General features: G+C 60.6%; 28 protein-coding genes. All 28 read right to left on the bottom strand.

The window, feature by feature from the left end:
- Window positions 1-34: 34 nt before the first annotated feature.
- Window positions 35-889, bottom strand: coding sequence for a capsid assembly protein (locus WFQ67_RS10210; RefSeq protein ID WP_337056762.1), 855 nt, complete (start codon window positions 887-889; stop codon window positions 35-37).
- Window positions 890-983: 94 nt separating this feature from the next.
- Complete coding sequence (locus WFQ67_RS10205; protein WP_337056761.1) at window positions 984-2,588, bottom strand: portal protein; 1,605 nt, start codon at window positions 2,586-2,588, stop codon at window positions 984-986.
- Window positions 2,589-2,599: 11 nt separating this feature from the next.
- Window positions 2,600-2,863 (bottom strand): hypothetical protein, encoded by a 264-nt coding sequence (locus WFQ67_RS10200; RefSeq protein WP_337056760.1) that lies wholly within the window; start codon window positions 2,861-2,863, stop codon window positions 2,600-2,602.
- Window positions 2,864-2,884: 21 nt separating this feature from the next.
- Window positions 2,885-3,178 (bottom strand): putative phage head protein, encoded by a 294-nt coding sequence (locus WFQ67_RS10195; RefSeq protein WP_337056759.1) that lies wholly within the window; start codon window positions 3,176-3,178, stop codon window positions 2,885-2,887.
- 9 nt (window positions 3,179-3,187) lie between these two features.
- Entirely contained in the window at window positions 3,188-3,445 is a 258-nt protein-coding gene (locus WFQ67_RS10190) for a phage protein (RefSeq protein WP_337056758.1), read from the bottom strand.
- 94 nt (window positions 3,446-3,539) lie between these two features.
- On the bottom strand, window positions 3,540-4,472 hold the full coding sequence (locus WFQ67_RS10185) for a hypothetical protein (RefSeq protein ID WP_337056757.1): 933 nt from the start codon (window positions 4,470-4,472) through the stop codon (window positions 3,540-3,542).
- Entirely contained in the window at window positions 4,456-4,740 is a 285-nt protein-coding gene (locus WFQ67_RS10180; RefSeq protein ID WP_337056756.1) for a hypothetical protein, read from the bottom strand. Before WFQ67_RS10180 ends, WFQ67_RS10185 begins: the two co-directional genes overlap by 17 nt.
- Complete coding sequence (locus WFQ67_RS10175; protein ID WP_337056755.1) at window positions 4,737-4,946, bottom strand: hypothetical protein; 210 nt, start codon at window positions 4,944-4,946, stop codon at window positions 4,737-4,739. The genes WFQ67_RS10180 and WFQ67_RS10175 overlap by 4 nt, the downstream gene beginning before the upstream one ends.
- On the bottom strand, window positions 4,939-5,235 hold the full coding sequence (locus WFQ67_RS10170; RefSeq protein ID WP_337056753.1) for a hypothetical protein: 297 nt from the start codon (window positions 5,233-5,235) through the stop codon (window positions 4,939-4,941). The genes WFQ67_RS10175 and WFQ67_RS10170 overlap by 8 nt, the downstream gene beginning before the upstream one ends.
- Before the next feature lie 9 nt (window positions 5,236-5,244).
- A complete protein-coding gene (locus tag WFQ67_RS10165) occupies window positions 5,245-7,329 on the bottom strand; it encodes a DNA polymerase (protein WP_337056752.1) in 2,085 nt (694 codons plus the stop codon).
- Between the two features lie 61 nt (window positions 7,330-7,390).
- Window positions 7,391-7,588, bottom strand: coding sequence for a hypothetical protein (locus WFQ67_RS10160; RefSeq protein ID WP_337056751.1), 198 nt, complete (start codon window positions 7,586-7,588; stop codon window positions 7,391-7,393).
- A gap of 19 nt (window positions 7,589-7,607) precedes the next feature.
- Window positions 7,608-9,281 carry a DnaB-like helicase C-terminal domain-containing protein gene (locus WFQ67_RS10155; RefSeq protein WP_337056750.1) on the bottom strand — a complete coding sequence of 558 codons (1,674 nt, stop codon included), beginning with the start codon at window positions 9,279-9,281 and terminating at the stop codon, window positions 7,608-7,610.
- The gene (locus tag WFQ67_RS10150; protein ID WP_337056749.1) at window positions 9,268-9,825 is read right to left on the bottom strand and encodes a hypothetical protein; all 558 of its coding nucleotides are present in this window, start codon (window positions 9,823-9,825) and stop codon (window positions 9,268-9,270) included. The genes WFQ67_RS10155 and WFQ67_RS10150 overlap by 14 nt, the downstream gene beginning before the upstream one ends.
- A gap of 77 nt (window positions 9,826-9,902) precedes the next feature.
- Window positions 9,903-10,325 carry a peptidoglycan recognition protein family protein gene (locus tag WFQ67_RS10145; RefSeq protein ID WP_337056748.1) on the bottom strand — a complete coding sequence of 141 codons (423 nt, stop codon included), beginning with the start codon at window positions 10,323-10,325 and terminating at the stop codon, window positions 9,903-9,905.
- Window positions 10,325-10,792 carry an endodeoxyribonuclease gene (locus WFQ67_RS10140; protein WP_337056747.1) on the bottom strand — a complete coding sequence of 156 codons (468 nt, stop codon included), beginning with the start codon at window positions 10,790-10,792 and terminating at the stop codon, window positions 10,325-10,327. The genes WFQ67_RS10145 and WFQ67_RS10140 overlap by 1 nt, the downstream gene beginning before the upstream one ends.
- On the bottom strand, window positions 10,792-11,481 hold the full coding sequence (locus tag WFQ67_RS10135; protein WP_337056746.1) for a single-stranded DNA-binding protein: 690 nt from the start codon (window positions 11,479-11,481) through the stop codon (window positions 10,792-10,794). Before WFQ67_RS10135 ends, WFQ67_RS10140 begins: the two co-directional genes overlap by 1 nt.
- A 125-nt stretch (window positions 11,482-11,606) precedes the next feature.
- Entirely contained in the window at window positions 11,607-11,984 is a 378-nt protein-coding gene (locus tag WFQ67_RS10130) for a hypothetical protein (protein WP_337056744.1), read from the bottom strand.
- On the bottom strand, window positions 11,984-12,118 hold the full coding sequence (locus WFQ67_RS10125) for a hypothetical protein (protein ID WP_337056743.1): 135 nt from the start codon (window positions 12,116-12,118) through the stop codon (window positions 11,984-11,986). Before WFQ67_RS10125 ends, WFQ67_RS10130 begins: the two co-directional genes overlap by 1 nt.
- Complete coding sequence (locus WFQ67_RS10120; RefSeq protein ID WP_337056741.1) at window positions 12,118-12,270, bottom strand: hypothetical protein; 153 nt, start codon at window positions 12,268-12,270, stop codon at window positions 12,118-12,120. The genes WFQ67_RS10125 and WFQ67_RS10120 overlap by 1 nt, the downstream gene beginning before the upstream one ends.
- The gene (locus WFQ67_RS10115; RefSeq protein WP_337056740.1) at window positions 12,267-12,434 is read right to left on the bottom strand and encodes a host cell RNA polymerase inhibitor; all 168 of its coding nucleotides are present in this window, start codon (window positions 12,432-12,434) and stop codon (window positions 12,267-12,269) included. The genes WFQ67_RS10120 and WFQ67_RS10115 overlap by 4 nt, the downstream gene beginning before the upstream one ends.
- A complete protein-coding gene (locus tag WFQ67_RS10110) occupies window positions 12,431-13,084 on the bottom strand; it encodes a hypothetical protein (protein WP_337056739.1) in 654 nt (217 codons plus the stop codon). Before WFQ67_RS10110 ends, WFQ67_RS10115 begins: the two co-directional genes overlap by 4 nt.
- Window positions 13,077-13,280, bottom strand: a complete 204-nt coding sequence (locus tag WFQ67_RS10105) for a hypothetical protein (protein ID WP_337056738.1) — start codon at window positions 13,278-13,280, stop codon at window positions 13,077-13,079. The genes WFQ67_RS10110 and WFQ67_RS10105 overlap by 8 nt, the downstream gene beginning before the upstream one ends.
- On the bottom strand, window positions 13,273-13,542 hold the full coding sequence (locus WFQ67_RS10100) for a hypothetical protein (RefSeq protein ID WP_337056736.1): 270 nt from the start codon (window positions 13,540-13,542) through the stop codon (window positions 13,273-13,275). Before WFQ67_RS10100 ends, WFQ67_RS10105 begins: the two co-directional genes overlap by 8 nt.
- A 620-nt stretch (window positions 13,543-14,162) precedes the next feature.
- Window positions 14,163-15,164 carry an ATP-dependent DNA ligase gene (locus tag WFQ67_RS10095; protein WP_337056735.1) on the bottom strand — a complete coding sequence of 334 codons (1,002 nt, stop codon included), beginning with the start codon at window positions 15,162-15,164 and terminating at the stop codon, window positions 14,163-14,165.
- Complete coding sequence (locus tag WFQ67_RS10090) at window positions 15,164-15,508, bottom strand: hypothetical protein (protein ID WP_337056734.1); 345 nt, start codon at window positions 15,506-15,508, stop codon at window positions 15,164-15,166. Before WFQ67_RS10090 ends, WFQ67_RS10095 begins: the two co-directional genes overlap by 1 nt.
- A complete protein-coding gene (locus tag WFQ67_RS10085) occupies window positions 15,505-15,633 on the bottom strand; it encodes a hypothetical protein (protein WP_337056733.1) in 129 nt (42 codons plus the stop codon). Before WFQ67_RS10085 ends, WFQ67_RS10090 begins: the two co-directional genes overlap by 4 nt.
- Before the next feature lie 9 nt (window positions 15,634-15,642).
- Window positions 15,643-15,822, bottom strand: a complete 180-nt coding sequence (locus tag WFQ67_RS10080) for a hypothetical protein (RefSeq protein WP_337056732.1) — start codon at window positions 15,820-15,822, stop codon at window positions 15,643-15,645.
- 12 nt (window positions 15,823-15,834) lie between these two features.
- On the bottom strand, window positions 15,835-18,507 hold the full coding sequence (locus tag WFQ67_RS10075; RefSeq protein ID WP_337056731.1) for a DNA-directed RNA polymerase: 2,673 nt from the start codon (window positions 18,505-18,507) through the stop codon (window positions 15,835-15,837).
- Between the last annotated feature and the right edge of the window lie 55 nt (window positions 18,508-18,562).

Genomic DNA, 18,562 nt, shown 5'->3' with positions numbered 1-18,562 from the left:
ATGTGTCCTTAAAGTGAGGGTTTTTGCTGAGCGGTCAGAAGGTGCTTGCGGCTACCCGTGCCTCGACCTTCGCGCGGAAGTTGGCATCCAGCCGGTACTCCGCTTTGCTCATGTCGGCGACCATTTCTTGGCGAGTCTCATAGCCCTGGACGGAAGGGGCGGAACGCTTGGCTGGAACGGCAGGAGCTGCCTTTGCGACGTTGCGGGCCGGTGCTTTGCCGAACTTCTTGGTGTGGCTCTGGATGCCCAGGTTGATGATCGTGCGGATCGCTTTGAGGTCCTGGCGCTCCATGGCCTCATGCAGGGATTCAACCGACTCCGGGGAGCTGGCCTCCATGTGCTTCATGATCTTGTCGAAGCGATCCTTACCACCTGCGTACTCCACGATCTGGGAGACGAACTGGTTCGCGATGGACTCTTGGCCCTGGATGTAGCTGTCGACGAAGTTCCGAGAGTAGCCAGCCGCTTCGAGGGCCTTGTAGGAGGATTCCGACAGACCGTTCTCAGACTCATACTCAGTCTCGATCTGGGCGGCCATGGCCTCCGTGAGGCCGTTCTTGATGGCCTGATCACGAAGCTCGGTGAAGCCGTCTGCGTACTGGGACAGCTTCTGGCTGGCTTCCTTCAGCTCATCGGTGGCCTCGGGCAGCAGCTCTACTTCATCGCCCAGGTCATCGCCTTGATCACCTTCGGACTCTTCATCGCCAGCCTCACTGGGCTCTTCCTCCAGCTCCTCTTCGACCTCCCCCTGGACCTCTTCAATGGTCAGGGCGTCATCGCCATCACGGGCGTCTACGTTGAGGGCGAGCATGTTCTGTTCGTGCTCAGCGATGTCAGCCGAGGAAATCACTGCGTTGTTAACGCCGAACTGGGCATAAATGTCAGTCATTAGGTACTCCGTGTTGGTTGATAGACGGACACACGGGCGCTCAGGAATGCACCTTTGCGGGTGTCCCGTGTGTCGCTATCAGTGAGGGTTTTTGTTAGCCCAGAGGCCGGGGCTCGATGCCAGCCGTATCCATGGCCTGCTGCATCGCTTCGGGGCTGGAAGTGGCTTGTGCGCCGACCCCAGCGCCGACCCCTTGAGCAATCGCGGAGCCGCCCTCGGCAACCATCTGCTTCGCCTGCTCCATGGCGCGGTCCGTCTCGGTCTTGAGGAGACCAGCGGTGTCCAGGCCCAGAGCGTTCGCAATACGCATCTTGAGGTTGCTCGTATTGAGGTCCGGGTCCTGCATCTGGCCCAGAGGTGCGATGGCCGAGATGAAGCGGTTGATCTTGTCGAGGTCCTGACCACGGCCCAGGGCTTCCATGCCGGTGCTTACGGTCGGCTCGATGGCCTCGCGGGGCAGGTCTGGGATCATGGAGGTCGCCTGGAGCTGAACCAGCAAGACTCGAACGATGGGAAGCTGAAGCTCCTGGGAGAGGATCGAGTAGACGCCCCCGAGGGTGTCCTCCAGCTCCCCAGCCACATAGCGAATCTCTTCAGCGGTCACCCTCTCGCCAGTGCGTTGCACGGCAGAGTTCAGCATGAAGGCGAACGACAGGCGGGCCTCAATGGCATCCGCTACGTTCTTGGCTACCGAGAAATCAGCCGCCTTCTCCAGTTGCAGGAACTCAATGTCCTGCTTACGGCCCGGCACGAAGTCACCCGTCTGGGCCTTAACGAGCCTGCGGACCTGGGTGATTCCGTTGGGGTTCACCATCCCGATCACCTTCGAGGAGATCATGGCGAACTTCACAATGCTCTCCGTCAGGTTCTCCAGGGAACGCAGGTCACCCAGGTACTCCTCGCAGTGGGAGCGCCCGTAGTGCTCACCGTCCATCTTCACGTAGCGGACGGGAATCCAGGGGCAAGCGGTGGCCGGGTATTGACCATCCGAACCCTCAACTTCCTGGCCTTCAATCTCTTGGTAGCTCAGGTAGTCACCCGACTCGTCGTCGAGGTAGACGTGGGTGTAGACGCTCATCTCCTCGTCCGGCTCGTGCTCACCGTCCAGGCTGTTCCTCACGTCCTCCGGAAGAGCCGCGAAGGCGACTTTATCCACGGTGACGACCTGAAGGACGTTCCCGTAGGGGTCTCGCTGGCAAACGTACTGGGACAGCTTGTAGAGCTTCGGTGTGTTCAGCTTGTTGGGCTCAGGCTCTTGGATGTAGAGCAGACCGTTACCGGCGACCACAAGCTGCTTCAGCAACTCGAAGAACGTCGGACGGAAGCTGTTCGATTCCATGAAGGCCATCAGAATCCGCTCGACCATGGACAGTCCTTCGTCCACCTTGGCGAGGCCTTGGGGGTCGGCGAGGAGCTGCTTGGCTTGGAACTCGGAGATGGTGAGGCGCATCCAGGGCGCCAGGGGGAACAACGCGAGCATCAGCTTGGACGCCAGGTTGTTGAGGCCTCGGGCACCTACTGCTTGCCACGGGGTTGTGTAGTCTGTGGAGGCGTTATCGGACGCCTTTGGGAACAACGCAGGGATCGTGTACTTGGCACAGTTCTCCGCTCGTGTTTCATACGGAGCACGGTCGTTGACCAGCTTGTCGTATGTCGCTTTCGCACCATTAGCGCCGAAGCCTTGTCTGGCTTCAGCCATGGGGCGCCTCCTTAGATGTTCAGACCGCTACCGGACGACCGAGCCACGGACAAGCCGCGCTTACCTCGGGCCCGAGCCGCCTTCTTGGCGCTCTCGGTGGACTCATCGACTTCGGTCGAGTCCTCTTTAGGTGCCTCCACTACTTGTGCGGCGGGGGCCGGTGCTGGGGTCTCTACGGCTGCTGCGGCCTTCTTCTTGTCGTCGCCACCGCCCAGTAGTGCGCCTCCAGCGCCTACGGACTTCACGACCTTCTTGATTGCTTTCTTCAGTCCCATTTCGCCCTCCTGGCTTTTGGGTTACTGGGCACCCGAGCGCTTCGTCAGGCTCTTGCGAACCGCCGCGCTGCTCATGGTGGACTTCTTGCGCTTGCTGCTGGACGCAGTGGACAAAGCGCTGGGGACGTCCGTGGACTCCCCTTCCCGCTCGATCTTGGTGATCTTCCCGGTCTTGGTGTCATCCTCAGATGCACTCTCGGAACCGGAGTCCTCACCACCGAAATCAATGCCCTTGGGTTCCTCTTCGAGGACCGGCTCGGGCGCTGGCGGGTTCGTGTTGACCTTAGGTGTCTTCACCTTGCTGCCAAAACACATGGAACCTCCCTATGAAACTTGTTGGTCTTCCAGGCGCTGGGCTTGGGCATCCTCCATCAGTTCGATGACCTCGATTGCGGCGTTCACTCCTTCGAGGAAGCCCAGAATTGCCTGTTCGGAGAAGCCATCCCGGCGTAGATCGGCCAGGACACCCACTCGCATCAGGTAGGCCGGATTGAGGCGTGCCTGTAGAAACTGCGAGGAGGACTCCGGGATCGCTGGGATGTCTTCGGGGTTATCAAAGTGGTGCTGTAGAACGGAGAGCATTTCGCCTCCTTTGGGTTGGTCATGAAGGTTTCATCCCACAGGACCCTCCCCTACGAGTGAGGGGTTTTGTAGGGTCCTGGGAGATCAGCCTTGGTTACGCGGGCAGAACAGCGCGGGGGCGGCCTTTCGGCAGCCATGGGATGGGTCGCTTGGTTTCCCAGCAGAAGTCGTCGGTGCGCAGGATTCGGGCTACCTGGGCCTGGACGATAAGATCTTCCTCGGCCATGCCTTGGCGGTTTGCCAGGGAGACCACGCAGTCCCACTTGGACAGGCCATCGTCCGGGTTCAGGGCCTTAGAGACCCATTGAGTGACCTCTTGGCCCTTCCGTGGGCCGGACTTCAGGGTCTTGGTGGTCTGGTAGAAGTAGGTCGGGTTATCCAGCCACTCCAGCAGAGGAACCCCATCGACCTGCTCGCCAACACCTGGGATACCGCCGTAGCCGTCCGTGGTGTCGCCTTTGATGGCTTGATACATGTGCCAGCGGTTGGCCTCAGCGAGCGTGTTGGTGACCACCTTGTTGTTGGTCAGCCAGTAGAAGCGCCCAGGCAGGGTGTTGAAGTCCTTGTCGCAGGACACCGGGATCGCTTCGTCAACGTCCAGATACCCAGGGTTGGTCGCCAGGATGCCGAGCACGTCGTCACCCTCCAGGCCGTCCCACTGGAACGTCCGGTAGAAGCCCCAGTCGCCCTCGTTGTTCAGCAGCTCCTTCAGCAGCGCCGGATATCCGACAGGCTTGCGCTTGCCTTTCCGGTTGGCCTTGTAGGAGCCGAGGACCTGCTTGCGCCAGTTGTCGTCGCCGTTGGCGGTCGAGAAGACCATGACCAGCTCGGCGTTATTGAACTCCTTCAGGCGCTCACGGATTCCACGGATGGTGGAACGCAGGATGGCCCGAGCCTTGTTGTGGTCGCACTCCAGGGTCCACATGTCGTCCCCCCAGTCCACCTCGTTCTCGGAGGCGGACATTGCGGAAAACAGGAGGTAGTCGCCATCCAGCAGGAGCGCAATGCGCTTACTCTGCTTGGACATCAGCGGTCTCCTTCGGGGCTTTCGGGGTGCGGGGCTTTCGGCCCGGCTTCACGGCGCCATCCTGGGCAGGCTCAGCGGTGGTCTCGATCAGCTCCACCGGCTCATACAGCCGGCCATCCAGGCCACAACGGCCATTGCGACTACGAGCCTTCGAGCAGTGGTCCATGGAGAAGCGCGCAACACCGTCGATCAGGCTGATAGCCGTGGCGTTGCAGTTGGTTACGTTGCCCTCCTGGGCGAAGTGTTTGCAGTCCTTGCAGAGATTCACACGATCCTCCCGTGTTGCTTGAGGAGACGAACCCCGAGGGCGGTCACGATCCAGACCCCGGAGTTGATCCCACAGCCATTGAGGCACGTCAGGTGGCCCCGAGAGGCCGCTTCTGCGATCTCTGGGGCGTGGTCCCTGGCGTAGTTCGATTTGAAGGTTTTCGGTTCCATCTTCATCGTGAAGAGGACCTTGAGGTATTCATCCACGCGGAGTGATCTCCACATGGAACGGCGAGAAGTGGTGGAGATCGGAGCCCTCAGCCGTCTCCATGACCAGGGAGCGCAGCTCACGGAACTGCAACTTGAAGGCCGTGGCCAGCAGCGCATCGATACCACCAGCGTCGTAAGCCTGAACCATCGCCTCAGCTTGGTGGTTCTTCGCCAGCCCCTTGCCGGCTCGGTAGTCCTCAAGGTCACGCAGCGCGCTCTTGATATCCTCATCGGGTACCGTGGCGCGGAGATTGAAGGACACCTTGAGATTGAACGATTTGGACATGAGTCCTCCTTAGTGGCAGTCGCGCCACGTCCCACCGGTCTTGGCTTCGGTGTCGAGTTGGCAGCGGAAATTGAAGAGTTGCTGGACGTTGCGCATGGCCTGCTGGCCAGCGTCCTTGAGGATTTCGGCGATTGCCGAGGTTCGGGCTGCGAGTTGAACCTCGTCGTGGACCCAAGCCATGAAGCAGAAGTCGCCGTCCCATCCATGGGTCAGCCCGTGCTCTTCCATGAGCAGGCGCTCCAGCTCGACCACCCAGGCTTTGCAGACGAGGGCGCCGGCAGACTGGAGCAGGGAGTTGAGCGCGGAGTGCGGGGAGCGGACGTGAATCTTTCGGCCATCCAGGCCCCTGATCCAGCGCCGCTTCCACTTGATGTCGAACTTCTTGAGCGCTGCGTTCCATCGCTGCGACTCGATGAGCGATTCCTCCAGGGCTGTCCGTAGCCCTGAGATCGCCGGGGTGTTCTCAAGGAAGGACTTCTTGAGTGCCTTACCTTCAGCCTTACCGCCTCCCACGAACCCGCCGACCTTGGCATCACCGGCCCCGTACAGGAACGCGTAGATGAAGGTCTTGGCGATGGCCCTCCTGGCCTCGTGGTACTCGTTGTGTTTGTCCCTGGGCTCATCCGGGCAGATGCCAGCGGCAATGCCGTTGACCCAGTGGATGTCCCCGTTCAGGACGGTCTCAGCGTACTGGCCGCCATCGAAAGGAACCCCGAAGTGTCCCAGACAGCGAAGCTCCAGGCCGGACGCGTCGATGCCCACTTGGACGGCTTCCTGCCATCCTGGGAGATGTCGGGCGTATATGGCCCCGAAGAGGTCTCGGCATTCCGGCCCATAAGGCGCCGTCCCGCTGGGCACTTGGCCCATGTTCGGGTAGGCATGGGTGGCACGTCCTGTGACCGCCCCATTCGGGTTCACCGAGCCATGCATGAAGCCGTCCTTACCCACCAGACGCATCCATGCGTTATCGCCTTCAGCCAGTTGGCCGATGCGCTTCTGGATCATCAGGTATTCGCGGACCAGCTCGATTGCAGCCTGAGCCTTGGGGTCCGCCACCTTGACGTGCTCAAGGACCTCATCGTCCACCACCGGGGCACCGTTGTCGGTGAAGTCCACCGGCACCCACCCAGCGATCTTGAGGACCCTGATGAGGTGCGGACGGGACGCGGGGTTGAACGTGATGTGCTCGATGGGCGTATAGGGCGCACCTTCCATGGTGGGGCGCTTATCCTTGCGCCTCTTCTTGCCCTCCCCGACCCAGATACCGCCGACCTTCGGGTACTTGACCCTTGGGTACTTCTCCAGCGGCTTTCCGGTCTTCGGGTGCTTGAAGAACTCAGTGCCTCCCTTGGGCGCATACCACGACCCGAAGGTGCGGATGAGCTTCATCAGGAGATCGGAGCGGCGTCCTGCCAGCTCCACAAACAGCTTCTCGGCGCCCTTCTGGTTGAAGGGGAAGCCGTTCCGCTCCATCTGGGCAAGGGTCCATGCGCACTGGTGCTCAAGGCGGACCGCGTGCATGCCCATCCAGGCTTCGCCGTTGGGTGCAACGTTCGGGAAGTAGTGCGGATCGCTGATGATTTTCTCCATCAGCAGAGTCGTGACCTGAACGTCCTGCACGCAGTAGTCCAGCATCTCCTCGGTGAAGACCGCCCAGGCGTTCTCCTGCTCGCCGTAGGCGCCCTTCAGGACACCCAGGCGGTAGCCCCAGGCTTTCAACGAGTGGGAGCCGAAGAGCTTCCCAGGTAGCTTCCCGGAGCGCAGCAAGGCCCCATCTCGGTCGCGGATGTTCGCGTACACAAGGCGGGAACCTACGAGGGTGTCGAAGACGCGCTGGCGGGGGATGTTCAGGCGTTTGCCGGTAAGGGCTCGCTTGAGTTTGTCGAGTGCGGGGTGGTCGTACTTGATGCCGTTATGGAAAACGATCAGACCATCAGGCTTGGCAGCCTCGGCCTCCAGGGCCTTGATGTATGCGATGAAGTCATTCGGTCGGTACTTGGTGACCTCTCGGGAGAAGAAGTCGATGGTGACGCCGCAGTGGAACTTGGTGACATCCTCAAGAAGCCCATCCGTCTCGATGTCGGAGACGAGCATGGGTGCTCCTTGCTGTGGTTGATCTCAGGGGAGTCCTCAATCCGTGAAGGCTCCCGAGGCATTAACCCAGGAGGGGCTTGATGCGAGCCGCTTCGGCTTCCAGGGAGGCGGCCTCGGCCTGGAGTTCGAGCTGCTTGGCCTTGAGGGCAGCGGCAGCTTTCGCGGCGAGGTCAGCTTCGCGCTCCTTCAGCTCAGCGGCTTTGAGGATCGCGGTGTGCAGGCGATGGATGGTCCAGCGGTAAGCTTTGATCAGAAACATTGGGTACTCCTTGTGTTGGTCAGAAATCGCCCCCGCCTTCTTCCTCTTGCCCTTCCCAACCGGTGCTTTCGGGAGCCCATCCACTGGGCATCGCTTCAAGCCAGCCGGTCTGTGGGCTGTAGAGCATGTAGCCAGCGACCCCGGTGTATCCGGTGAAGCGGCACTTGAGGACGCGGAATAGGACGACGTTGGGGTTCTCGCCTTGCTGATTCCGTTCAGCGGCGATGATGGTGTCCGAGAGCTGGCGCAGAGAGCCGGAGCCACGGAGGTCGGTCACCTTGATGACGCGACCTTCCTCGTGAGGGGTGCCCTTCTCGGGGTTCTTGAGGTGGCAGATGACCACCATGAGGATGCTGTTGGCCTTGGCGAACGCCTTGAGCTTGGTCATGAGGCGGTCGATGGTCTTGCGCTCGTCCGAGTTGTCATCCATGGCAGACACGACGATGCTGATGTGATCGAGGACGATGACCTTGCAGCCCTGCGCCTTGACCATGTAATGCAGCTTGGCGATCAGGCGGTCTTCCACGGATTCCGCGAAGGAGTCGTAGAGGAACAGCCGGTCGGACTCGAAGATTTCGTCGAAGGCAGCGTCGAAGGCTTCCTCCGTGGTGGCCTCCGGGTTCTGCCTGTAGCGGGTCTTGAGGTGTAGACCCACGAGGTCCTGGACCGTCTCTTCAACGGCCTCCTCCAGCATCGCCACGCCTACGTTGATGCCCTGCTTGTGGAACCAGTTGTAGGTGTTCTGGCGGACGAAGGTGCTCTTCCCTGAGCCAGACCCGGAGGTAACCAAAAGCAGCTCGCCTTCCCTGGCGTCCTTCGTCATAGCGCGCAGTTCCTCAGGGGCGCTGAGCGGGATCGTTGGGGCTACCTTCTTTTCCTTGACGCGCGCCTTCAGGCTCTTCGCGGAGACCACACCGTCCGGGATGAACGGAGAGGCGTTCCAGATGGCATCCATGACGGCCTTTCCTTGGCTCGCCAGAAGACACTCGTTGGCATCCTTGAGCGGCAGGACGGCGATCTTGGCCTTCCCTGCGGGGCATACCTCGGCGGCTTCCTGCGCAGCAGCTCGCCCGGGCTCATCCATGTCGAACATGAGGATGATCTCGTCGAACTGGTCGAGGTATTCGTAGTTCGCAGCGATACAGGCTTTGGCTGACTTCGCGCCCTGCGGTATGGAGACCACCGGGTACTTGCCGCCCTGGAGCTGGGCCACGGTCAGGCAGTCGATCTCACCTTCCGTGATGACGATCTTCTTTCCGCCGTTCCACAAGTGGCGCCCGAAGAGCAAATCCTTGCCCATCTCGCCCTTGGCTTTGAAGTTCTTGTCCTTGTCGCGGAGCTTCTGGCCTACGAGGGTTCCGTCCTCGCTGTAGTAGTTGGCGATCTGGTAGGTAACGCCGTTGGTCTTGCCGACCCAGTACCCGTATTTCTTGCAGATGTCCTTCAGGAGTCCACGGGTCGGGAAGTCGACGAACTTGCCTTCGCTCTTTTGGAACTCCAGGCAGCCATCAGCAACCTTAGGAGCGCTGCGAGTACGCCCCTCTCCGCCATCTCCAGGGACATACTCGTCGCAAGCGAAGCAAAACTGATGACCATCGGTGTAAAGCGAGTTCGCATCCGAAGAGCCACAGTTTTCACAAGGTACGTGCTGGAGGAATTCACTCTCGGTCTGGTCCCGTTCAGAAAACGCCATCAGCGCCCCCTACGGGAGCCTCGTTGACCGGCTCCGCAGTCGCTCGGCGAGGGATCAGGTCGATGTACTTGTCGAACATGCGACCACGACGGGAGGCTGAGGCGTCCTCACGGACAGCCACGAGCTGGCCCCAATGGTGCTTGCCCACGAAGCGGACATAGGCACCGTCGATGCCGTTGCGGCTGTCTACGATGGCGAACTGGTTCAGGTTGAAGTCGAAGGCGTCGATGGCCTCGGAGACGGTATGGCAGCGGTAGACCAGAACGTCGATGTCAGCACCGGAAAGCTTGTAGCCGCCGACGATGCGGTCGGAGGTCTCTTCACCTCGGTACATGTGGAACCCTACGGCGGCAACATTCGCCTCTGCCAGAAGGAGTCCTACGGTTTCCATCGACGAATCCACCACGATGATGTCGATGTCCTTAGGCTTCACACCGAAGAAGATGTCACGGGCACAGCCGCCCGCAATGATGGCCTCAACGCCACGGCCCTTCAGGTAGTCCAGAAGGTCGAAGGCTTGTTGGAGGCTCGCACGGTTGATCATTTGGTCACTCCCTTGAAAAGCTGAAGGCGCAGAGCCGCCTCCCAAGGAATGGGTGACAGGTGCGCCTTCAGGGTCGGTTAGAGCCAGGAAGCCACGTCGAAGGACGGGCAGGCTTTCTTGGGGTCGAGGTCTCGGTGACCTACGATCCGGGCGGACGGGTAGTCAGCCTTGAGCTTGTCCAGCAGAGCCCGAAGGGACTCGAACTGGGCAGCGGTGAAGTTGTTCTCGGGTTTCCCCGATGCGTCGATACCACCGGCCATGCAGATGCCCAGGGACTCACTGTTGTGGCCCTCGACGTGTGCGCCGATGACGTTCTGCGGTCGGCCTACCTCAACGGTGCCATCTCGACGGATGACGTAGTGGTAGCCGATGTCCAGCCAGCCCCGCTCACGGTGCCACTGCCGGATTTCACGAAGGCCGATATCCATGGTCGGCTTGGTGGCCGCGCAGTGGACAACGAGGAACTTCGTGGTAACTCGTGGTTTGAACTGGACGCCCATCAATCACCGCCCTTGGCAATGAGGATGCCTTCAGGGATCGGACGGGACTTCTCACGGAGCCATGCGGCCGGGATCAGCTTGTCAGCGAACTCGAAGCCGTTCTTCTCGCACCACTCCGCATAGGTGGTCTTGGAGCCCTTGTAGAGCTTCGACCGGGAGGACGAGAAGACGAACCGGATTTCCAGTTGCGGGTATTGCTCACGGATCAGGAGGTGCTTCTTTCGGTCCTCGACATCGAAGATGCCTTTGGACTCCACGATGATCCCATTGCGCAGGACAAAGTCCGGCGTGTAGGTGGCCTCACGGGCCGGGACCACGTACTTCAGCTTGAACTGCTCGAAGACCACAGGGAGACCTTCAGCCTCCAACTGGGCAGCAATCTTTTCCTCAAGGCCGGAGCGGTAGGCGGTTACAGCGGTGCCTGCTGCCTTCTTACGGGCATACGCTCGGCTGCGAACAGCGGGCATTAGAAGTCGCCGTCATCGGCGTCAGCGTCCGGCTCGCCGTCCCACGAGTCGTCTTCGCGGTCGCTGCCTTTGGAGTCGCCGGCCACGTAGCCGTCTTCTTCTTCCTGGCCGCCCCATTCATCGCCATCACCGCCGAACTCGACGAGCTTGGTGAGCATGAAGCCTTCCAGCTGGAGCTTGACGGAGCAGCCTACGGAGGCGTTCCAGCCATACGGGAAGATGGAGAAGCGGGCCTTGCCCTCGGAGCCGCCCGAGATGTTCGGGGCCTTGGTGATGGCCTTGCCTTTGGCGTCCACGATCTTCAGCGGAAGCGGGATGGTCTCGCCTTCCTTCTCGTAGCTCGCCCAGGAGACGAACTTGAAGGTCACAGTGCCGTCATCGTTCTCGAAGAAAGGCAGCTCGCCGGCATAGGGTTCCAGCAGCTTCTTGCCACGGGGCAGCTTCTTCAGCAGCTCCGCGCGCTTCTCTTCGAACTCAGCCACGCGGGCCTCGTAGTCGGCTTCGTGGATGTCGGTGATCTTCTTGACCAGCGCCTGGGCTGCCTTGGCCGGCAGGGTCAGGGACAGTTTGTACTTGCCGCGCTCGGAGGCGAAGCTGTCACGCCCGAAGTCGGGCTTGGTGAGGTACGCGTAGGGCTCCACGGTGCCGACCGAGGTGAACAGAATTTCCTTCTTGGGTTTGGAACTCATCGAATTCTCCTTGTGTGAGTTTTGGTGTTGCGGGTGTCGCTATCAGTGAGGGTTTTTGGGCTCGTCCAGCCAGACCATGAAGATCACGAGGACAACGCAGAGCCCAAGAACCATGGGCCCCCAGCTCACGGCCAGCGCACCTTGGCTTTCTCGGTTTGCAGGTACTCGCGGTTGATCGCGATGGACATCTGCTCCGAGGCGTTGCGCCGGATGAGGCGGTAGGTGCCGTAAACGACCGGCTTGAAAGCGGTAGCAAGGAACTCCTTGTCGAACCGATAGCAGTCATGGGCTTCGGTGAAGACCGCCACGGGGCGCGGGTGGGTAGTCAGGTCCTGCTTCTGGGCGAGTTCCAGCAAAGCGGCCTCAACGATGACCTTCTGGCGGGGTTCCATCAGGTGGTTGAACAGGGCGCCGGCCAGGCCGGATGCCTTGGTCACAGCGAAGTTCTGGAGGTGCAGGTATCCATCAGGCTTGGCACGGGGTTTACCTTGGGCGCGGCGCATCAGTCTTCCTCCTCGCCCAGCTCTTTCAGGGCCTTGCGGTATTCATCGCGGGCGTGATCAATGCCGGACCAGTTGTCTACGCCTGCGTTTTCCAGGCATTGCAGCCAGAGCAGGTCCTTTTCGTCTTGCGTCATCAGCGGTACTCCTTGTGAGGCACGTTGCCGCCCTTGCCGCAGACCCAGAAGGTCACGCAGGGGATCAGGTTGATGCAGACGCGCTTGTTGAAGGTCGAGTAGTGGGCGCCGAACCAGAGGCTGCGCCAGTTGAACAGGAGGCCGCACTTCATACGGCCACCGGGGTGAACGCTGGGCGGATGCGATCCACCTCGCCGTACTCGGCTTCTGCCTGCTCCAGGGCCGCGTCGAGGTCTTCGGCCCACACGGGGACCTCCTCGGACTGGAAGTTGATCTTTACGGTCGCCTTGTAGAGGCGCAGTGCTTCCTTGCTCATAGGAACCTCTCGATTTGCTTGAACATGTCTTCCGGGCGGCCCCATTCGTTCACCACAAGGGCGTCGAAGGCGTGGGCCAGGAGGGCGATGTCGGATTCGTGGTAGGGCACGGTGTCCACTTCGGGGACGTGCCAGTTGCGGACGATGCGGATCAGGTGAGCCCCAGCCAGGGACATCCGCTCGTACTCGTTGGGCAGGCGCATATCGGTGACCACAACGACATCCACCGAGGGGTCAGATTGGCCGTTGAGGACTTCGAGGCACCCCTGGTCCAGCCAGTGGCCCGGCTTCTTCAGGTGACCCCGGACGTAGCCCGTGCCGTACTGCTGAAGGTGCCAGCGGAGCGAACGGGGCTCATCGCATTGATGCTTCGTGTGCCCCACCAGCCAGTTCTTGTAGCCGCTGAGGGGAATTGCATTGATGGACAGCCCACTACCTTCTCGGTCCTTTTGTGCGGAGTGCATTTCGCGCTCCAGGGATTCGGCAAGGTAGCGGTGAGCGCCTGCCAGGGCCTCGGCACAGGCACGCTTCAAGGTGTCCGCAAAGGCCACGCGGTGGACCTTCAGGCCGTTGGCTTCGATGTGCTCGATGAGGGTGTCCTTGCCGGACTTCCCACGGATGCTGTTGAGGGCGAGGATCGGCTTAGACACGGGCCACATCCTCCGGGCTGCGGAAGACGTACTCGGTGCCACGACGGGGGTCGAGCTGGTAGCCGATCTCAACCGTCTTCGGGAGGACCCGAGTTACGGTGCCGACACGCATGCGCTTGCAGCTACCAGCGAGGCAGAAGACAACACTGGCGCCCTTCTCCAGGGCCACACCACGAACATCGTTGTGATCAGCCACGGACCACCTCCAGCACACGGCGCCAGATGAGAGCGAGGCGCGGGAAGCGGCCGGTATAAGGAACGAGCTTGATGCGGCCCAGGCGCTCTACGGTCTGGCAGAGGCCTTTGGTGATCAGGAAGGTGCGGCCATCGACGTTATCAACTGCCACGCCGTTGAAGGCCTTGGTGCTGACGAAGTTGATGGCTCGGTCGAAGCGGAGGGTGAACTTGAGGGCTTTGACGCCCCTGTTGTGGTGCAGGTAAACGGCGGGACTATCCATGTGTCGGTTCTCCTTTCGAACTGGTTGGCGGATGTGTGTCGCTACCAGTGAGGGTTTTTGCTGGAGAAAACCGACGAGCTAACTTTTTGCGCGCTAAGTAAATGGACAAACAAAAGGGCCGACCCTGTTAAGAGCCGACCCTTTGGGTGGAGCTGCGGATAGTGACTATCGGGGCTTCATGAGCTTCCGTTTCCAGTCGGAGTCGTAGAGGCAAACCACTACGATCAACGTAACGATGCCGATCAAGATGAATCCTCCCGTGGTGACTTCCATGGCGCGCTCCTGCTGGTGAGACCCGAAGGTTACCATCAGGGCGCGGGTTGGTTGAATCCCTACGCTAAACAGGCCCAGGTCGTGAGAGCCACGACGAGGACCACAGTAATGCAGGTCATCCAGGCGGACAGCCTCAGTCCATCAAGTACTTCCTCGGCCTTCATGGCGGTGGGAACTACCTCAGCAGCGCTGGCACAGGTGGCTTGAAGCTCCCTGCGACTCCGGCAGCACGCCGCAATCTCATCAAAGTGTTCCTTGCGCAGCTTTAGGTTCTCCAGAATGAAGCCGCTTGCCCTGACCTCAATGACTGGAGGAATCAGGGGCTTCACTTTCCGCATTCGCATGGGCTACTCCTTGACCAGTGGATCGCTGATGCCACGCCAGCGGCTGAAGCTCGGGTGCCGCAGGGAGCCGTCCTTGAAGCGCTCCATGAAGGACACCTCAACGGCCCAGTCGATGTACGGCTTCGGTGTTACGTGGAGCCCTCCTGTCTTCTTGTCGAGCTGTTCCCATTCAGCCACAGCGTCAGTGAACTCGTCTTTCTGGGCCTGGGTGAGGCCACAGGCGTTCACCACATGGCCGTCTTCCAGCAGCACCTCGAAGCCGATCACCTTGCCTTCGTTGCCGAGGCCAGGGGTGCCCCAGATGAGCCCCTGCACGATGCCGTCGATGGTGTCTTCGGGCTTCATCTTCCATTGACCGACCTTCTTGCCGCGCTTCCAGATGGCGAGCGGGTCCTTGAGGACCAGACCTTCCTGGCCCTCCTCCCGGCGAACCCCGTAGACCCGCTGGAGTTCTTCGTAGGTGAACACATCCACGGACTCGACGACCTTCCAAGCAATCTGGGGGACGTGCTTCTGGAGCAACGCCGTCATGGCCTCGACGTGGTACTTCATGATCGCGTGGGTGACATCGTGATCCTTACCGGACTCGACGACATCCAGGGGCACCACGCCAAAGACGTGAACCTCGATGCTGCTCAGGTCCAGCGGGACCGACTTACGGCGAAGATTGCCTGCGGTGACCTCAGCGGGCTGGCCGGGGGTGACGATCTCTGCTTGGAGCATGAAGCCGTTCGGGTAGATGCAGGTGTCGTCCACGCGGAGCTTCGCGAACCCATCCCCGAGGTGCATGGCCACGGCGGAACTCTGGATTGCTGGTAGGTATTTACCTGCGCGGCTGAGGAACTGAATGAAGCCGCTGGAGGGAGCCACGAGATTCAACTGCACGCCATCGACCTTGGTATCAGCGATCAGGTAGGAGGCATCCAGGGCCTTCTTGATGGCCTTCTCGGAGTAGTCCACCGGGCCAGCGGGATTGGTCTTCAGGATCACTTCTTGTACGGCCATCAGTTGGTCTCCTTGACGTGGCGGGACTGAATGAGCATGGCGAGGGAGTTGCGGAGGGCGGTGGAAACTGCCTGGGTCTTCTGGTCAGCGAGTAGGCGGCACCGCTGCTCGATGTTCCCGAAGGCTCCCTTGAACGCCTTGATGGCCCGGCGATCCATGAGTTCGGTTGTACGGGTTTGGACGCCCATGATGGTCAGGATGGTGTCGAACTGGATGGTCACCTTGTCTCGGCGGGACCACTCGACGCGGACGCTGATCTGGCCTTGTTCGGACTGGGTCTCGACGGAGGGCTTCGGCACCTCTACGTCGTCCACGATGAGAATGTCAGCTTTGTGGCCCTTCATACGGCGAACTCCTCACGTTGCCCACGGCGGGTCTTGTGGAGCTTCCCTTTGCGCGCTTTCAGGGTCTGGTGCTCCGCGAAGGCGAGGCGTTCGGTGGTCCTTCTGTGCATCTTTTCGATGGTCATGGTGTGTCCTTACTGTTGAACGCAAATGAAGGCGTTTTCTTTCTTGGTGCCCTTGACCAGGGCTCCGCTCTGCTTGCCAGCCGCTTCGCAGGCTTCCAGGGTCTTGAAGTTCGGTACGCTGGTCACTGCCATGGAGTCGCCATCGGCCCAGATGCCGGCGTACAGGAAGAGAATCAGGGTGAAAGTCATCAGTGCGGTTCCTTATGCAAATGCGAAGTCGGATTGAAGGATCAAGCGGATATCCAGCGTTCCCGCCTTGGGCAGGGCCGGCATCTTTTCCAGTTGGGTCTCGTGGAGCTGGTCCATGAATTCGTTGCGGAATTCGGCGAGGACATCGTTGTTTTCGTAGGTCTCGACCATGGTTTCCCTGACGGCCCTGAACATCTGCTCGGCGCGCGCTGGGATGGTCCCGAAGGAGTCATGGATGAGGGCGAAGAAGTCGATCCCGTAGCGACTCGCAGCGGTCACGACGGTTTTCCTGAGGTGGCTTCCGTCCTGGGAGTGGACGAAGTTGGGAGACACACCGGCTTCTTGCTTCCTGGCGTCCAGCTCCTTCGAGTCCCGGACAACCACGGTGGCCTCCATCCTGTGAGAGCCGAGGAACATCAGGTCGATGCGCCTCTTCACGGGCTTGAAGTATTCCTGCCAGACCGGGAAGCCATCGGGTGTCGTCCAGCTCACCGGGAGACAGGGCTTGATGATCTCCTTGGTCTTCTTGTCCTTCACCGGGGTGGCCATCAGCTTTGCCGAGGCTTGGAGCCAGTTCATGGCGTCCACGGCAGCCACGACGACCACGCTCACGGATTCCCAAATGTGCTTCGCGAGATACCGGGCGTATTGGCCTGGGTCGGTGAACATCGTCCCCTCCCCTTTGTCGACTGCGGGCCGGATGATGTCCTCCAGCAGTTGGTCGCTGAAGCCGTACTCCTTGGAGCCGTATGGCAGCGTCATGACGGAGCGCTTGGTGACCTTTCGGGTCACGCCGTACTTCGTCCAGCCCTCCGCCATGGCCTTGGTGCCCAGGACGATGAACTCAGTGATCTCGCCGGTCTTGTCGTTGGTCCTGAAGTCCTTCCCGTTCCCAGTGCCGTTCTGCAGGTCAGCCAGTAGGCGCTTGTTCACCTCGTCCGCCACCAGCTTGTAGATGTCCTGCACGGTCTCACTTGGGACCAAGTTGACCGCTTTCCCGCCCCGCTCATCGCGGAGCATGGCGCTGAAGTGTTGAATGCCCGAGCAGCTTCCGTCGAAGGCCACTGGTAGAGCTGACACCCAGGCGTCCCCGTACTGCTGGACACCGGCCCACTCGAAGCAGAACGCGAGGAAGCAGAAGGGCGAGTCCTGTTGCATCCACCAGGTGCAGCCCAGCGGATCAGCAGCGACCTCAAGGATCATCGCGGTGTTGTCTTCGACCCACTGAAGGCGGTCGGCGAAGGAGACCTTATCGACCCCTGCGGTGTTGGCACCGTGGATCGCCAGCCATTTCCGGCCTTGGGCTCCAATCGGCTCACCCTTGGCGGCCTGGAGGAGGCCCTTGGTCATGTCGTTGCCCTGCGGGTTGAACGCTGGGATCGCGTAGACCCGGCCTCGCCAGTCCATGTTGTACGGGAACCAGATGGCCTCGTACTCCTTGAACTTGTTGGCCTGCTCAACGATGAACTCGAAGCGCAGACGCCTGGAGGTCCTGGCCCGCTCCCTGCGGTAGACCTTGGAGGCTTCCTTCTTCCATTGCTTGAGGATCAAGTCGTCCTCGTCCATCCCATCGTGCCGCTGTGGCAGCTCTTCCTTGTCCAGGGATGGGAAGTCCTCGATTGGGACGTTGCGCCATTCAGCCAGCGCATTGACGACCTCAAGGACCTTGGTGTTCACGCTCCATGCGGTGTCCTGGGCGAGGTTCACGGCCTCGTAGACCTCCGGCATGTAGACATCGCGGTAACGCTCCAGGGCGCGCTTGTTGCGGACCCTGATGAAGTTCAGCGGCTTCCGGCCTCTGGCCCAGTAGCCACCGCCCTTGACGCCCGTCCACCGCTTGGGAGGGACGACACAGGGCTGATAAACAGGGGCGATCCCTGCGAGGCTGAAGGCCCGCTCACCGAGCTTCTGGACCCACTCAGGGTGCAGCTCGACGGTCTCTTGGTCCTTCTTCACGTTGCCGGCGTTGTCCCTGCGGACCACGATCAGCTCAGTGGACTCGATCAGGATTTCCATGAGCTTGATGCCCACTTGGAAGCGCCTGTCGTTCTCCGGTTCGGCTTCGTCCCGTTCCCAGGAGACCCAGTCGGACTTCAGCTCACCGGCTTCGAGCATCTTCTGCTCAACGGCCTTCAGGTACTCCTTCTTGTAGAGCTGGCCGTTGCGCTTATCCAGGGCGGGCTTCACGAAGCGCTTGTAGTGCTCGACCTCCTCCTCTCGGATACGCCCGAAGCGCATCTCGTCTTCGATGGTCTGGCCCAGGCCGATTGCGACCCGTTGCACAGAGACCCCAGTGCCAGCGACGGCAAGGAGGCTGAGGATTCGCTTGATGGTCGCCACAGCGGCGACTTCAGGCTTCAGCTTGCGGAACTCCTCAATGGCCACATGCTTGCGGCGCACCTTGGTGTTCTGGTGTTCAAGCCATTCGTTGTATCGGTTGATGAACCTGGGGACCAGGGCGGTGAGTAGTGGCTGTGCGGGTTGACTATCTGCGAAGTCGCCTTGCTCGATGGACCTTTCCAGACCCTTGAGGAAGCGGGCTTCGCCCAGTTCGTATGCCTCGTGTTCGAGGGCAAGTTGCTGTACCGCAAGGTCTTCACCGAACAGCCTGGAGAGCGTGGTGAAAGCCTCGGGAGACTCCCTTATGTCACTGAAATCATGTTTTTCAGGCAGCAGTGATCGCATCAGAAAATAATCCTAATGTCCTTAAATACTTAAAGAAGAACTACTTGTGATCCAG

The organism is Pseudomonas sp. USHLN015 (assembly GCF_037153275.1).
Lineage (GTDB): Bacteria > Pseudomonadota > Gammaproteobacteria > Pseudomonadales > Pseudomonadaceae > Metapseudomonas > Metapseudomonas tohonis.
This window is presented reverse-complemented; position numbering and strand designations above follow the sequence as displayed.